General features: G+C 65.9%; 14 protein-coding genes and 3 pseudogenes. 7 read left to right on the top strand and 10 right to left on the bottom strand.

Features of this window, described 5'->3' with window-relative positions; translation table 11 throughout:
• Window positions 1–77 precede the first annotated feature (77 nt).
• Window positions 78–1,218 (bottom strand): annotated as a pseudogene (locus MFF01_RS06465) (IS3 family transposase).
• 219 nt (window positions 1,219–1,437) lie between these two features.
• A complete protein-coding gene (locus MFF01_RS06460; RefSeq protein ID WP_238223166.1) occupies window positions 1,438–2,025 on the bottom strand; it encodes a Rossmann-fold NAD(P)-binding domain-containing protein in 588 nt (195 codons plus the stop codon).
• Window positions 2,026–2,143: 118 nt separating this feature from the next.
• Between MFF01_RS06460 and MFF01_RS06455 the strand changes: the two genes are divergently transcribed.
• On the top strand, window positions 2,144–3,145 hold the full coding sequence (locus MFF01_RS06455; protein WP_238223164.1) for an asparaginase: 1,002 nt from the start codon (window positions 2,144–2,146) through the stop codon (window positions 3,143–3,145).
• A 99-nt stretch (window positions 3,146–3,244) separates the two neighbouring features.
• Here MFF01_RS06455 and MFF01_RS06450 read toward each other — a convergent pair whose 3' ends face one another.
• Window positions 3,245–5,443, bottom strand: a complete 2,199-nt coding sequence (locus MFF01_RS06450) for a xanthine dehydrogenase family protein molybdopterin-binding subunit (protein ID WP_238223163.1) — start codon at window positions 5,441–5,443, stop codon at window positions 3,245–3,247.
• A 77-nt stretch (window positions 5,444–5,520) separates the two neighbouring features.
• Complete coding sequence (locus MFF01_RS06445; protein WP_238223162.1) at window positions 5,521–6,522, bottom strand: SDR family oxidoreductase; 1,002 nt, start codon at window positions 6,520–6,522, stop codon at window positions 5,521–5,523.
• A gap of 180 nt (window positions 6,523–6,702) precedes the next feature.
• Here MFF01_RS06445 and MFF01_RS06440 point away from each other — a divergent pair, with 180 nt between their 5' ends.
• Together MFF01_RS06440 and MFF01_RS06435 are read left to right on the top strand one after the other, a co-directional pair.
• Window positions 6,703–6,963 (top strand): hypothetical protein, encoded by a 261-nt coding sequence (locus MFF01_RS06440; protein WP_238223161.1) that lies wholly within the window; start codon window positions 6,703–6,705, stop codon window positions 6,961–6,963.
• Window positions 6,964–7,223: 260 nt separating this feature from the next.
• Window positions 7,224–7,505 carry a hypothetical protein gene (locus MFF01_RS06435; protein WP_238223160.1) on the top strand — a complete coding sequence of 94 codons (282 nt, stop codon included), beginning with the start codon at window positions 7,224–7,226 and terminating at the stop codon, window positions 7,503–7,505.
• Window positions 7,506–7,776: 271 nt separating this feature from the next.
• On the opposite strand, the gene MFF01_RS06430 is transcribed toward MFF01_RS06435, so the two are convergent.
• The 4 genes and pseudogenes from MFF01_RS06430 to MFF01_RS22140 form a co-directional block, all read right to left on the bottom strand.
• The gene (locus MFF01_RS06430; protein ID WP_238223158.1) at window positions 7,777–7,953 is read right to left on the bottom strand and encodes a hypothetical protein; all 177 of its coding nucleotides are present in this window, start codon (window positions 7,951–7,953) and stop codon (window positions 7,777–7,779) included.
• Window positions 7,953–8,327 (bottom strand): hypothetical protein, encoded by a 375-nt coding sequence (locus MFF01_RS06425; protein WP_238223157.1) that lies wholly within the window; start codon window positions 8,325–8,327, stop codon window positions 7,953–7,955. Before MFF01_RS06425 ends, MFF01_RS06430 begins: the two co-directional genes overlap by 1 nt.
• Before the next feature lie 147 nt (window positions 8,328–8,474).
• Window positions 8,475–8,711, bottom strand: a pseudogene (locus MFF01_RS06420) (hypothetical protein).
• Window positions 8,702–8,974, bottom strand: a complete 273-nt coding sequence (locus tag MFF01_RS22140) for a DUF6894 family protein (protein ID WP_373319662.1) — start codon at window positions 8,972–8,974, stop codon at window positions 8,702–8,704. Before MFF01_RS22140 ends, MFF01_RS06420 begins: the two are co-directional and overlap by 10 nt.
• Before the next feature lie 359 nt (window positions 8,975–9,333).
• On the opposite strand from MFF01_RS22140, the gene MFF01_RS06410 reads away from it, so the two are divergent.
• Together MFF01_RS06410 and MFF01_RS06405 are read left to right on the top strand one after the other, a co-directional pair.
• On the top strand, window positions 9,334–9,786 hold the full coding sequence (locus MFF01_RS06410) for a LexA family protein (RefSeq protein ID WP_238223155.1): 453 nt from the start codon (window positions 9,334–9,336) through the stop codon (window positions 9,784–9,786).
• On the top strand, window positions 9,783–11,114 hold the full coding sequence (locus MFF01_RS06405; protein WP_238223154.1) for a Y-family DNA polymerase: 1,332 nt from the start codon (window positions 9,783–9,785) through the stop codon (window positions 11,112–11,114). The genes MFF01_RS06410 and MFF01_RS06405 overlap by 4 nt, the downstream gene beginning before the upstream one ends.
• Before the next feature lie 44 nt (window positions 11,115–11,158).
• Here the strand turns inward: MFF01_RS06405 and MFF01_RS06400 are convergent, their stop codons facing one another.
• A complete protein-coding gene (locus tag MFF01_RS06400; protein ID WP_238223153.1) occupies window positions 11,159–11,533 on the bottom strand; it encodes a VOC family protein in 375 nt (124 codons plus the stop codon).
• Between the two features lie 98 nt (window positions 11,534–11,631).
• Between MFF01_RS06400 and MFF01_RS06395 the strand changes: the two are divergent.
• Window positions 11,632–11,877 (top strand): annotated as a pseudogene (locus MFF01_RS06395) (thermonuclease family protein); the annotation flags it as partial.
• A 396-nt stretch (window positions 11,878–12,273) separates the two neighbouring features.
• Here MFF01_RS06395 and MFF01_RS06390 read toward each other — a convergent pair.
• The gene (locus MFF01_RS06390) at window positions 12,274–13,680 is read right to left on the bottom strand and encodes an aminotransferase-like domain-containing protein (protein WP_238223151.1); all 1,407 of its coding nucleotides are present in this window, start codon (window positions 13,678–13,680) and stop codon (window positions 12,274–12,276) included.
• A gap of 202 nt (window positions 13,681–13,882) precedes the next feature.
• Here MFF01_RS06390 and MFF01_RS06385 point away from each other — a divergent pair, with 202 nt between their 5' ends.
• Complete coding sequence (locus tag MFF01_RS06385) at window positions 13,883–14,317, top strand: RidA family protein (RefSeq protein ID WP_238223150.1); 435 nt, start codon at window positions 13,883–13,885, stop codon at window positions 14,315–14,317.
• The last annotated feature ends 54 nt before the right edge of the window (window positions 14,318–14,371 follow it).

Here is a 14,371-nt window from a genome sequence, read left to right as displayed (position 1 = left end):
TGGTCGAGACTGGCAGCCTGATCGCGTTCCTCAATGTGCTGACCTGACTGGTATTTTGGACCGAGCCGATTGAGAGGCTACTGCATGGTAGCGGCCATGGGTAGCCGGAAGGCCAGATCCGGGAAGGTGACAGGCGCGGGCGGCCGGTAGCCCAAGGACGAATGCGGTCGAACGCGGTTGTAGGTATTCTGCCAGATCCCAATCACGGTCCGTGCCTCCTTGAGCGAGTATAAGATCTCTTGGCGTAGGCACTCGTCCTTCAGCTTGCCATTGAAGCTCTCACAAGAGCCATTCTCCCACGGCGATCCTGGTGCATTGTACTGGATCTGCGGGCCGGTTTTGGCGACCCACTTCCGCAAAGCCTTCGAGATCATCTCTGGACCATTGTCGCAGCGGATGTTCTCTGGGATGCCACGCATACACATCGCATCGGCCAGCGTCTCGATCACACCCAGACTGTTGATGCGCCTCGCGACCTTGAGCGCCAGGCAGGCGCGACTGTGCTCGTCGATCAGCGTCAGGATACGCAGGCTTCGCCCGTCATGGGTCTGACCCTGGACAAAGTCGAAGCCCCAGACGTGATTGCGATGGAGAGGCCGCAGCCGCACGCAGGAGCCATCGTTCAACCACAGCCGGCTTCGCGGCCGATGCTTTCGCGGAACCTTGAGCCCCTCACGACGCCAGATCCGCTGAACCCGGTCTTTCCCCACCTGCCAACCCGCCGCCTGCAGCAGCGCGGTGACGCGGCGGTAGCCGGAGCGCCCGTACTCGGACGCCAAGGCAACGATGGCGCGGGTCAGCGCATCCTCGTCAGCCGGCACCGTCGGCACGTAGCGTTGCGTGCCCCGGTGCTGGCCGACGATCCGGCAGGCGTGGCGCTCCGAGAGGCCGTACTTCTCCTGGATCGCGTCGACTGCCTGCCGGCGTCGCTCCGGGGCTACAAGTTTCCCGAGGCGACATCCGCCAGCACTTGCTTCTCCAGGGACAAGTCAGCCACGAGCCGGCGCAATCGCGCGTTCTCGCGCTCCAGATCCTTCATCCGACGGGCCTATCAATCTGCAGGCCGCCGTACTCCTTGCGCCAGCGATAGTAACTCTGCTCGGAGAGCTCGGCCTCCTTGCAGGCCAGGGCCAAACTCTTGCCCTGGGCCGTTTGAACCTCGATCTGGCGCAGCTTCAGAACCACCTGTTCCGCACCCGCCTTCTGACCTCGCTTCATGTTGAACTCCTTCGGTCCTGGCTGATCCTCTCAATCAGCCCGGTCCAAAGCCAGCCGGTCAGGTCAAGGAGCCCCGGGGTGGAGTAAAAAAATCAGTTCGCTCCCGCCAAGTGCATCATGGCGTTTGAACCCGCATGATGTAAATCGATCACACATTTTTCGTATGACGAGTTTGGCGTATTGTAAAATCGATTTACTCTAGCAGTCTATTTATCATGTTCAAGCAGCTAGATTGGGCCGGTTCGGCGATTGCTGTAGCGGAGACGGGGGCGCAGCCGAGTCCTGCCCGCGATGGCCCGACGATCGGCGCATTTGGATGCTAAAAGTTTGCTCTTGCTCGAGGCTGGCCCGGCGCTTGTCCCTCTGTCGCACAGACAGGACGACGAGTGGATCTTTCGGGAGAGCTCTCGCGCAGTAGTTACGGATGATGAGCTCGGCCATCGGCGCTGGGGACTCGCCGTATCTGAAGCGGATTCCGCTGCAAACGGAGAGCGGCTTGGCGAGGGACGGATCGACGAGGCGCCCGACCAGCACGATCGCATCCCAAAGGAGGGCATCGATTACGGCCCATAGGCTCTGCACCCACTGGAGGCTTGCAAGATACCGGAGCGATCCAGGAAGCGGGTTCGCCATGATGGCAATCTCGACGTCGCGGAGGACGTGGGCGTGATCGCCACCGGAGACGATCGCCTCGTCGGGCATGGTGGCCACCAGTGCGGCGCGCCACTTTGCCTCCTGGTTCGATCCGAGGCTGGTCTCGAGCAGCAGAGGGGTGGGCAGTGGCCTCGGTTCCTTGGCTTGCAGCATATCCAGCGCCTCGGCAGGGATCGTGCATGCAAGCATCAAGTGCCCGGTTCATGCCTGCGATCTGGAGCCGGCCGGGCCTCGACCTTCCTATCCTGCGCTGTGGGCGGAGAAGCACAGAATGTCGAACCGATCGAAGGTGGCGTTTATCGGTACGGGGGGCACGATCTCGTCCCTCGGTACCGACAGCCTCGACATCCTCAACTACACCGCCACGGGCCTTCGCCTGACGGCCGATGCGATCCTCGACCGGGTTCCCGAGGCGCGCACGGTCGCTGACGTCGTCGCGGTGCCGTTCCGTGCGGTGGCGAGCCCCGCGATCGGCTTTTCAGAGTGGCGCGATCTGGTGTGGCTGTGCGAGCGGCTGACCTGCGAGCACCCCGATCTTGCCGGCATCGTCATCGGCCATGGTACCGCCACCCTAGAGGAGACGGCCTACGCCCTGAGCCTTACCCTGACGGTGGCCTGTCCCGTCGTGCTTGTGGGGGCCCAGCGTCCAATCAGCGCCCTCTCGAGCGATGCGGGACTGAACCTCGTGGCCGCCCTGCGCACCGCCGCAGCACCTGCCTCACACAGCCGGGGCGTGCTGGTGGTGCTCAACGATGAGATCCAAGCTGCCCGAGACGTCACCAAAACCTCGGTGGCGCGGCTGCAGACGTTCCGGACACTCGATTTCGGCGCCCTCGGGCAGATCGACGGCGCGGCGGTGCACTACTATCGCCGCTCCGAGCGTCGTCATGCCCCCGGGACACCCTTCGATATCCGCGACCGCTCCACGCTCCCGCGTGTGGACGTGTCCTATGCCCATGCCGACGCCGACGGCACGGCGGTGCGGGCCTTCGTCGCCGCTGGAGCACGAGGCATCGTCTCCGCTGGTCTTGCGCCTGGCATGACCCCGCCAGCGGAAGCCGATGCCCTCGAAGATGCGGTCTCCGCGGGCGTCATCGTCGTGCAGTCGACGCGCGCAGGAAGTGGAGTCGTCCCCCTTACCACCCGGCTCGCCGAACGCGGCATCCTGAGCGCCGACAACCTCACCCCGCAGAAGGCCCGTATACTGCTCGCGCTCGCCCTCACGACGACGCGCGACCCCGCCGCCATCGCCGAGATCTTCGCGACCTATTGAGGCGAGACGGGCCTGGGCCCTCTGCAGTTATCCGGACAACCAAAGCCCCGCAGACCTTCAGGCGCGGGGCTGCGTCGTGCCTTCGGGCGAACAAGCACGCTATTCGAGTGATTCAATTCGGATTGGCAGCCGCCGCAATCGTTTGCCGGTAGCGTTGAACACAGCGTTGGCGATCGCGGCGTTGACGCCAATGATGCCGAGCTCGCCCAAGCCTTTCAGGCCGAGCGGGTTCACCTCCGTATCCGCGTCCGGCACTAGGATGGCCTCCATCGCCGGCGTGTCGGCGAAGGTCGGCACGAGGTACTCGGCCAGGTCGTCGTTGCGGTAGTGCCCGGCATCAACCACGGTTTCCTCGAGCAGCGCCGAGCCGAGTCCCCACAGCATCCCGCCCACGAGCTGGCTGCGGGCCGTCAGCGGGTTGAGGATGCGGCCGGCCGCGAAGGCGCCCGTGAGGCGAGCCACCCGGATTTCACCGGTCTCGCCATGCACATGCACCTCGGCGAACTGCGCCCCGAAGGCCCAAGACAGCGTATCGGCGCCTCCGCTCTTCAGGGCGATCCGCCCGGCCCGCATGGCGTCGAGGGCCTTTTTCCCGCTGCCTGGCGGGACGAACTCGGCCAGTGTCGTGATGCGGTCGCCGCCGCTGCCTGCCACAAGGTCGCTCAACGGCGCATACCGCCCGTCCGGCGCCGCCAGGGTTTTTGCGTGGAATCGCAGATGCGCCGGGTCGCAGCCGGCGAGGAGACTGCCGGGCGTGACGGCCACGGCCGCTGAGCGGGCTCGAAGCGCCTCGCAGCCGAGGGCCAAGGTATGCATCAGGCTCGTTGTCGTCGATGACCCGCCCGACAGGCCGGCGGGCGGCAGTGTCGTATCGCCAAGGCGCACGGTGACGGCCTCAACGGAGAGTCCGAGCCCGTCGGCGGCCCCCATGGCGAGCAGGGTCCCGATCCCGTTGCCGATCTCGTGATGCGCCGTCTCCACGAAGGCGGTGCCATCGGCCAGAAGAGTCACTCGCATGGTGGCCGGCGAAATCTTGACCGGGCGTACGGAACTCGCGCAGCCAAGGCCAACTTGCCAGGGGCCCGCGCGCAGGGTTCCGGGCTCGCGGCGGCGCTCCCAGCCAAAAGCCGACGCGCCCGCGTCGAAGCACGCCATGAGAGGGCGGGACGAGAACGGTTTGCCGCTGATCGGGTCCGTGCCGGTGTCGTTGCGACGGCGCAGGGCGATGGGGTCGAGGCCGAGGGCATGGGCCATCTCATCAACGGCGCTCTCAAGGGCGAACAGGTAGGGCACCTCGGGCGGTGCCCGCATGGGCCCCGGCGTGTTGCAATCGATCCGTACCGCGCGCTCGTCAGTATGCACGTTGGGGCAGGCATAGAGGCTCGCCGTGACGTCCGTGCCCTCCATGGCGAAAGGGTCGAAGCGCGAGGTGGTCACCTTCGCCTCATGCACGAGAGCGGTGAAGCGGCCGTCTCGCTCCGCACCCAGGCGGATGTCATGGCGGGTCTCTGGCCGGTAGTTGGCGATGGTGAAGCACTGGCGCCGCGTTGGAACGAGGGAGACCGGTCGATCGAGGCGCCGGGCCGCCAGGGCGACGAGCGCGGTGTACTGCGCCAGGGCGAACTTCGAGCCGAAGTGGCCGCCGATGAGGCTTGCTACAACGTGGACGTTTGCCGGATCGAGGCCAAGCTGCGCGGCGAGCCCGTGCTGGACGGCCCCGAGGTAGCGGGTCGGCTCGTAGACGGTGAGGTGCGGCCCGTCCCAGGCGCAGGTGGTGGTAAACAGCTCTATGGGGTTGTGGTGCTGCACCGGCGTCTCGTAGCGCGCCTCGACGCGCACGGGCGCACTCGTCATGGCCACGGCGGCATTGCCCGTGCGGGGATCGTGATGATCGGGCTTCAGGTCGGCAAGACGCACGGTCTCGGCGCCTGGTTCGTCGAACCCGGCGGCAAACGGGCTCTCGTCATAGGCCACCCGGACCCGTGCAGCGGCGGCCTGAGCCGCTTGTCGGGTCTCGGCGACCACGACGGCGACGATCTGGCCGGCATACGCGATGGCGTCGGAGCCTAACGGTAGGTGCGAGGAGTTCGCGTAACCGCCGGCCATCAGGTGATCGACGGGGCGGATCGCCCCAGCGAAGTCGCGATGGGTGAAGATGCCGAGGACGTCGGGCATGGATTTCGCCGCTTCGAGCTCGAATCCGATGATGCGGCCGCGGACGATGGTGCTGGTGACCAGGGCCGCATGTGCGAGGCCCGGCAGAGGGACGTCGGAAGCGTAAATCGCCGCCCCCGTCACCTTCGCATCCCCATCGATCCGGGTGTGCGGATGCCCCAGATACCTCCGGCCTCGAGGTTCGACGGCGCGGTCGCCGCTCACGGCAGACCGTTGCCGCCGGCCGCGCCGTAAACCTGTCCCGTCGCGTAGCTGCCATCGGACGAGGCGAGCTGCACGTAGATCCCCGCGAGTTCCACGGGCTGACCGGGGCGGCCGAACGGCGTCTGCGCACCGAATTTCTCGAGCTTCTCCATGGAGGCGCCGCCGGAAACCTGAAGCGGCGTCCAGATCGGGCCTGGCGCCACGCCGTTGACGCGGATACCCCTCTTGGCGAGCTGCTTGCCGAGCGAGCGCACGAAGTTCGTCGTGGCGGCCTTGGTCTGGGCGTAGTCGTAGAGGTCCGGCGTCGGATCGGTCGCCTGTTCGGAGGTCGACGCGATGATCGTTGCGCCGGGTTTCAGATGCGGCAGGGCTGCCTTGATGATCCAGAACGGCGCGTAAATGTTCGTCTTGATCGTCCAGTCGAACTGCTCGTTGGAGATGTCGAGGATCGAATCGTGGGCCTGCTGGCGGCCGGCATTGCTCACGAGGATGTCGAGGCCGCCGAGGCCCTCGACGGCGCGCGCGACGAGGTCGCGGCAGAAGGCTTCGTCGCGCAGGTCGCCCGGAATGGCAATGCCCTTGCGGCCGGCCGCCTTGATCAGATCGATGACCTCGCGGGCATCCGGCTCTTCGTCCGGAAGGTAGTTGATGGCCACGTCCGCGCCTTCGCGGGCGAAAGCGATAGCCGCCGCCCGGCCCATACCGGAATCGCCTCCGGTGATGAGGGCCTTGCGCCCGGCGAGCCGCCCCGATCCGCGATAGCTCGTCTCGCCATGGTCGGGCTTCGGGTCCATGCGGCCGGCGAGGCCCGGCCAGGGTTGCGACTGGCGCTTGAACGGCGGCGCCGGGAACTTGCCGATGGGGTCCGTGAGTGGCTGCCCCGTCGCGGCGGACGGCTCCTGCGCCTGCGCGGCGCCCGCCGCGGCGACGGCGAGACCCGTGCCGACGGCGCCGACGATCTGGCGGCGCGAAGGCGAAGGGATGTCGTTCGAGGTCATTCGGTGTCCTGCTTTGTCATGCTGGGAGAACCGGCGGGCAGTCGGAACGTTCAGGCGCAGTGCTGTCGCAGGAAGCGATCGACGTCTTTCGGATGCAGCTCCGCACTCCGTCGATTGACCTCTAAGGGTACGGTTCGGCGAACGGCTGCTGATCCACGGCATTCGCGAGCGTAAGCGCCAGTGCAAGATCACCTGGCGGTGGTGGTTGGGGCCGGCCGGCGCCTCGACTACGAGCCCGAACACTTCGATGCCTACGGTGATCTCGGACGCGAGGAAGAAACCATCGGCCCAGTGATTCCCATCGACGCCATGCCGGGGAAGGGCGTGCTGCGCGGCGTAATTGCCTATGACTGCAACCCGCTGCAGCGGGCGCTTGGCTGGTCGATCATCTCCGTGCTCCAGCCCCTGGAGTTCGAGATCCTGCCGAAGGCGGCGCCGTGACCTGCCCGCTCGTCGAACCGCAGGATCTGGGCGCCGTCTACGCGCTGATCGCTGGCCTTGTGGGGCTCATCGTCGGCGGGGCGGCGAAGCGGTAGACCGGAACCGTCCGGCCTGCGGGCCGTTCACTCACCATCTTCCCCCCGAGGAATCCACCTTCACCCGCCCGGCTCGCGCCGCGGCGGGTTTTTCGTTTGAGCCTCGTAGAGCCTCGTGCCAAGCATGCCGGTAGCCCGGCCGACATCGCGAAAGGTCGACAGCAAGTGACCGCCTACGAGTTCTTCAAGGATTTTGCGGGGCCTATCGCAACAGTCACGGCAGCTGGCGTCGCGGTGTTCGTGACCCTGAAGCTCGGACGGCGCCAAGCCGCTGCCGCAGAGCGGCAGTCGGAAACTGCACGCAACAAGCTTATGGCAGACATATTTGATCGAAGATTTTCTGCCTATGAAGCAGCCATGAAAACGTCTGAGGTGGCACTATTCGAGGATAGCGATCAAAGATTATCAAATCCCGATTTTCATAAGTCAGCATATGCCGCACTTTAAGCTGAGTTTCTGTTTCCGCCAGAAATATTTCCATACGTAAAATCAATCGTCGATCAGTAATACGATTTGATCTCTAGAGAGGGACGGCTTTCTCTAAGATCTGTTCATGATGATAATTACGAGCAACAGCATGAAAATGTATCAAAACTCCGTGAAGATCTACTCTCAGCTCGGAAGGCTCTCACGATGAAGATTCGTCCACACATGAACTTATCTTTTCATTGAGTTTATCAGCCCGGCCGCCATCATGGCGAGCCGGGCTTTTTGCGTCTTAGGCCCCCGCTGCTCGCATCAACCGCCGCCGGATTTCGACAGCCTTCTCTTCGACCGTCCGCTCAACGCTGTCCGTCCAGACCACCAAGACGATGAGGCGCAGGGCGAGTTCGTCCACGCCGAGGCCCGCCGCGAACGGCAGAATTCGCCCCACTGCGATCTCGATCTCGCCCATCACCGGCCGAACAGCCAGATCGGCACGGCGCCGGACGGCCGGCCCGGCGTATCGCGATAGTGGGCCGTGTTGACGAAGGCGATCCGGCTGGCGGTGATCGCCGACACCTTGTCGCCCGACATGACGACGCCGCCGCAGTAGTCGAAACGGATCAGACCAACGTGCCGATGCACGCCGAACAGGTCGAGCGTGGTCCAGCCGAGCCCGGCGGCCTCTTCCGCCCATCGATCGAGGAAATCGACGCACTTCTCGTGGACGCTCGCCCAGCTTTGTGCAGTCAGGTCTGGGCACGGAACGACGCTTGGTCGAAGGTCGAGGAAGCCCTTGCGCCAGAGTTTTGGGTCGGCGGGGATAACGGCTGGTGCGGCTGGCATGGGATCCGGCGTGTGGTGGCCGGACGGGATAGGCGTGCCCGGGGCAGCGGGCTAGGGCTCGGGTGTCACCTGCGGCCGTCGCCCGTGCTCTCCGGGCTCAGAGCGTCTCGTCGACGCTAGCCGCTCGCCTCAGCCGCCCTGCAGGCTTTACGCGAAATCCTCCGGCACCTCGCCGACCTGCCCCAGGATTGTCGCTGCCTCGAGCTCGCCCGTCTCGTCGTCTGCCACGACCTTCAGCGCGGCCGTCCCCGGCATCCGTCCACCCATGGCTTCGGCCTACTTCAGCGCGCGGCTTTCGGTCGGCGATACCTCGCGATCGCCCGGCACCAACCGCTTCCGCTTGATTACGAAAGTCTGCACCAGGAACGTCGTTTTCATCGCCATGGTCGCCCTCCTCTGATTGCACCTGCTCGGCGCTCGCACCGAACCTCAGCGAAGGCCTTCGCCAGCACCGCATGGCCTCTCTCGTCGTAGACCTCGACATACCATGCCGACCAATCAGTGCCCGCGGCGCGGGACATAAGATCGAGGGCGACCCGTTCCGCGTGCAGCCGCACCAGCGCGACCGTCGGAATACGCCGTCCGCGCAGGTCTGCGACCAGATCGTACCCGTCTGTACAGTGGAAGCGGTAAAGCCGCGTCGGCACTACGGTTTTACCCCTCACTCCACAGGCGTCCACCGGCTCGTTTGCAAACTTGGCCGTATCGATTGAACCACTCGTCGAGATGCAGTTTGTTCCTGTTATGTTCTAGCAGGAGCCGGACGCGAGATGCACGCCTCTCCCAACGAGCCGCCTGTTGAAATCCGTCTCACCGAGGCGGAAAGGATCGCGCTCGCCTATCACCGCGCAGCCCGTGGCGACGCTTGGGCCGCCCTAGTGCGGGCGATCGAGGACGCGCTGGCCGACCTCACGGAGGCCGAGCGCCGGACTATGCAGCGGGACCGGCTAATCTCTCACGGCTACGTCCGTGGGGGCCTGCCGCTGGCACGAGCGAGCACCGCTTCGTGAGCCCCTACACCGTTGATGAACTGATTCTCGGCAGTGCGGATGCCGTTCGCGTGCCCGTGATCGGACAAGCCCTTTGCGCCGGCTTCCCGAGCCCGGCCGACGACTTCATGGAAGGGGCACTTGAGCTGCCCCGATGGCTGGTCCCGAACCCGCCCGCGACATTCCTAATGCAGGTTCGTGGCTGGTCCATGCTCGGCGCCGGCATCCATGACCGAGACCTCGCCTGCATCGATCGCAGCCTCCGCGTTGAGGATGGCAACGTCGTCGTGGCGGTGGTCGACGGGCAGCTCTCGTGCAAACGCTACCGGATGGCGGGCAACCGCGCCCGGCTCGAGTTCGACAACCCGGACATGCCCGCCTTCGCCGTCGATGAGTACGGAGAGGTCGACATCTGGGGCGTACTGCGCTTCTCGATCCGCTGGCATCTTGTGCGCGGGCGGCTGTCGTGAGCGATTCAGCGCCAAGCCAACTGGATCCGATCGGGGGCGGGCGCGCCATTGCCCTCATCGATGGCAACAGCTTCTATTGCTCGTGCGAGCGCGTGTTCGATCCCAAGCTCGCCCGGGTGCCGGTGATCGTGCTGAGCAATAATGATGGCTGCGCCATCGCCCGTACCGCCGAGGCCAAGGCCCTCGGGATCAAGATGGGCGATCCATTCTTCAAGATACGCGAGCAGTGTCGGCGCGACGGCGTGCGGGTGTTCTCCTCGAACTACACGCTCTACGGAGACATGAGTTCGCGCACGAACGCAGTCTATCGGGACTTCTCCCCCCGCGTCGAGATCTACTCCATCGACGAATCGTTCCTCGACCTGTCGGACGTCCACCCGGATCTGCGCATCGAGCTGGCGCGGGACCTGCGCGCCACGGTGCTGGCCTGGACCGGCATTCCGACCTGCGTCGGCATCGGCCCGACGAAGACGCTCGCCAAGCTCGCTAACCACATCGCCAAGACGCAACCCGCCCTGGACGGCGTCTGCGACCTGACCGACCCGGTGGCCTACGATCACTGGCTCTGCCGGATCTCAGCGTCCGAGGTCTGGGGGATCGGTCGCGCCTCGGCGACGAAGATCGAGGCCATGGGTGTCGACACGGTGGCGGACCTGCGCGACCTCGATCCGCGCCCCGTGCGCAAGGCGATGACGGTGGTGGGCGAGCGCATCATCCACGAGCTGCGTGGCGTGTCGTGCCTGCCCCTCGAGCTGGTGCCGGCCCAGCGCAAGGGCTGCGCCGTCACCCGTTCGTTCTCCCGCCGCGTCGAGGACCGGGCCACGGTGGAACAGGCGGTGGCCGCCCACGCCACGCGTCTGGGCGAGAAGCTCCGGCGCGAGGGCCTGGGTACCGACCATATGACGGTCTTCTACCACACCTCGACCCACGATCGCGGCGACCCGATGCGTTCGGTCTCCACCACGGTGACGCTGCCCGAGGCGACGAACGACAGCCTCGTGCTAATCCAGGCGGCACAGCTCGGCGTCGCCCGCACCTGGCGCGAAGCACCGGGCGACCGGCCGTGGCGCTACAGCAAGGCCGGCGTGATCACCACGGACCTGATGCCCCTGGCCGCCTCGCCCCGCGCGCTCATCGGGCAGATGGATCGCGAGCGCAGCGGTCCGCTCATGGCGGCTATGGACGCGTGCAACAGCCGGTTCGGACGCGGGACCGTGGTGCCAGCGCGTGCCGGGCTGACCGAGAAGCGGACGTGGTCGACGAAGTTCGAAATGCGCTCGCCTCGGTACACGACCCAGGTGGCCGAGCTACCAACGGCGCACGCGTGAAGAGCGGCCTGCTGCGATGAGACCAACTTTCACGAGAGTTCGGATCATTTCGCCGGATGGGTCCGTGCCGTGAGCTTATTGCCGTCAGGATCGCGGAGGTAGGCGACGAAAGCCCCATTTGGACGTTCGGAAGGAGCGCTCTCGATCGCGGTCCCCCCCTGCGCGGCGCCGGCCCGGTGCCAAGCGAGGACGTGGTCAGGGGTCGCGGCGACGATGCCGATCGTCCCACCATTGGCCGCAGTCGCGGGATTGCCGTCGATCGGCTTCGTGATCATCAGCCGACCGCCCTCGTAGGCGTAAATCAGCCTGCCTCTCTCATCCATTCTGCCGGGACCGCCGCCCAAGGCGGCGAACGTGGCGTCGTAGAAGCCCCTGGATCGCTCCAGATCATTGCTGCCGATCATGATGTGCGTGAACATGCTTCCTCCCGGTCTAGCGTGAAGCGCATCTTAGCCTGTGAACCACCGGTCCGCGCCCTTCACCCCGATCTGATCCACCCGGCCTTGGCCAGGTCGCGGCTTTGGCCCTGTCCGACCGCATTGGGCAGTCCCCGATCACGTGCGAGCCGCGCGACACCGACCGCTATGGCCGGATGGTCGCGGTTTACCGGAAGGCTAGCGAGGACCTAAACGCCTGGATGCTCTCGCAGGGCCATGCGATCGCCTACCAGTGGTACTCAACGGACTACGTCGCAGCCGAGGCGACGGCCAAGGCCACGAAGCGCGGGATTTGGGCAGGCGCGTTCACAACGCCCTCCGACTAGCGCCGGGGGGGGAGCGCGAGGGGGATGGGGGTCGCAGCCCCCTGTGGCCCAGAAGGCCCTATTCCAGCCCTAGCCGGTCGGGCGGAAACGCCCGCTCCCGGCGATTGCGCCATCAAGGGCAACATTTCCCGCGCGGGCGAAAAGGTTCACCACGTCCCTGGCTAGCGCGATTACGACCGGACTCGGATCGGCAAAAAATCTGGCGAGCGGGTGTGCTGCTCGGAGGACGAGGCGAAGGCAGCCGGGTGGCGACCACCTCGAGGGTGAGATCGATGGGGGCGGGAGCCGGCCGCTCGGCGCTTTGGTCAAATGTCCGGGTGGGGTGGTTTTCAGCTGGACCGCTTATGGAATGGAAGTGACGAAATCGGACGTTTGCCCGGAGGCCGACCGTCCGGTTCAGATCGCCGCTCTGAACCGGACGGTCGGCGGTGCGCCTGATACGAGCAGCTCTGCGAGCTTATCCAAGCCTTCGCGAAGCGAGGCTTGGTCCGGCGCTGCGTTGATGCAGACGCGCACACTGTCGCTCTGGTGCAAGGAGGACACCTCGAAGAGGCTCAGTGGCGTGACGCCCACCCCGATGTCTTCGGCGGCTTGCCTGTAAGCCTCGGCAGACCAGCCGTTCCGCAGGTTGAGGCAGAAGTAGAACGCGTTTCGGTGGCTCATGATGGCTTGCTCCGGCATGCGGGAGGCCACGAGGGCCTGCCGGGCTTCGGTTTCCGTTCGCAAGTCGGCCACGACCTGATCGATCTGCTGCGAGGCTAGCAGGCGCGTCGCCCATTCGGCGTTGAAGGGGGAGGCCATCAGGGTGCTGGCCCGAAGGGCGATGCCGAACGCGTAGACCAGATGCCGAGGCACTCTTATGAACCCTATACGCAGCCCTGGGCCGGCGAGCTTCGACAAGCTGGAGATATGCACCACCCGGTCCGGGGCGGAGGCGGCCAGCGGCCGCAACGGCGGATCAGGCAAGAAGCCGTAGACGTCGTCCTCGACGATCATGACGTTGTGGCGTTCACAGACCTCGGCCACATGCAGCCGCCGCTCCAACGACATCGTCGCCGTGGTCGGGTTGTGCAACGTCGGCGTACAGAACAGGACCTTCGCCTTGGTCCGCTGGCAGACGACGTCGAGGTAGTCGGGCATGAGGCCTTCGCGGTCCATGCGCACACCGACCAGCGAGCGTCCTAGCATGCCGGCGGCCGATTTCAGCCCGTAGAAGCTTAGTTCCTCTGCCAGCACGGCCTCGCCGGGTCGGGTCAACGCCATGAGCGCGAGCATTAGGCCGTGCTGACCGCCACAGGTGACCAGCAGGTCGTCGGCCTGGGCCTCGATTCCGAAGCGGCCGAGCCAACGCGCCGCGATCTCCCGATGCCGATTCAGACCGATATCGACCTGGGCAGAGAGCATGGCGCCGACATCCATGTGGGCGTCGAATGCCGGGCGTATCGACGCCAGCGCGGGGTGACGCATCGCATGCGACGGGAAGTTGTGGGACAGGTCGAGGAAGGCCGGGCGTGGGGCGGGGGCCCGCAGAGATGACGGTGCGTCCGTCTCCTGCACTAGGTTGAGGAACGTGCCCCGGCCTACCTCGCCCCGCGCCAGGCCTGTCCGTTGCATCTCCGCATAGGCGCGGCTGATTGTGCCGATGTTCAGCGACAGCCAGGCGGCGAGGTCCCGTTGCGGCGGCAGCCGGTCGCCCGGGCGCAGAATGCCGGATCGCAGTGCAATTTCCACCGCGCTCACGATGGCGAGGTAGCGCGGGCCCGCCGCCCGCTCGATCGCCTCCGTCCATACCGGTCGCGTCATGGATGTTCCAGTCGCGTCATGGCCGTTCCAATTGTCCGGGTGATTGTCCTAGCGTGCTCCAGGGAGCGCCGGAAATCCAAGCATCGTGCCGGATGTCTCCCCGCGCAAAGTAGGACAATCCCGCCTAATCTGCTCGTGACAATGCGGCTCACGGTGAGGACCGCGGAAGCGTCTTGCGGGCACGGCCTGCGACCAGGAGTTCATGGTGACGAATCCCGAGACCCCGTCCACCGCGCTCTTTCATATGATTGCCGGTGGGCCGAAGCCGGTGGCGCCCTTCAGCCATGCCGTGGAGATCGACGGCCTGGTATTCGTGACGGGGCAGATGCCCGATACCTCGCAGGCGCCTGGCCTGCTGCCGGAGGGCATCGAGGCGCAGACCCGCAACGTGATGGCCAATCTCGACGCCGTGCTGGCGGGGATCGGACTGGGCTTCGAGCACGTCGTGGTCGCCCGCGCCTTCCTCAGGGAGTTCCAGCGCGACTATGCGACCTTCAACGCGACCTACCAGTCGTACTTCCGGCAGGACCGGCGACCGGCGCGCACCTGCATCGGCACGACGGGCCTGGCCTACGACGCGCTGGTCGAGATCGACTTGGTGGCTCATCGCGGGGCGGCGCCGTCCCGGAAGGCCTGAACCGCCTCCGCCGCGACCGGGAATCGCTCCGGCGCAGGATTGGGCGGCACGATC

The organism is Methylobacterium adhaesivum (genome assembly GCF_022179065.1).
Classification (GTDB): Bacteria; Pseudomonadota; Alphaproteobacteria; order Rhizobiales; family Beijerinckiaceae; genus Methylobacterium; species Methylobacterium adhaesivum.
The sequence above is the reverse complement of the archived record's forward strand: the minus strand, read 5'-3'. Positions and strand labels throughout refer to the sequence as shown.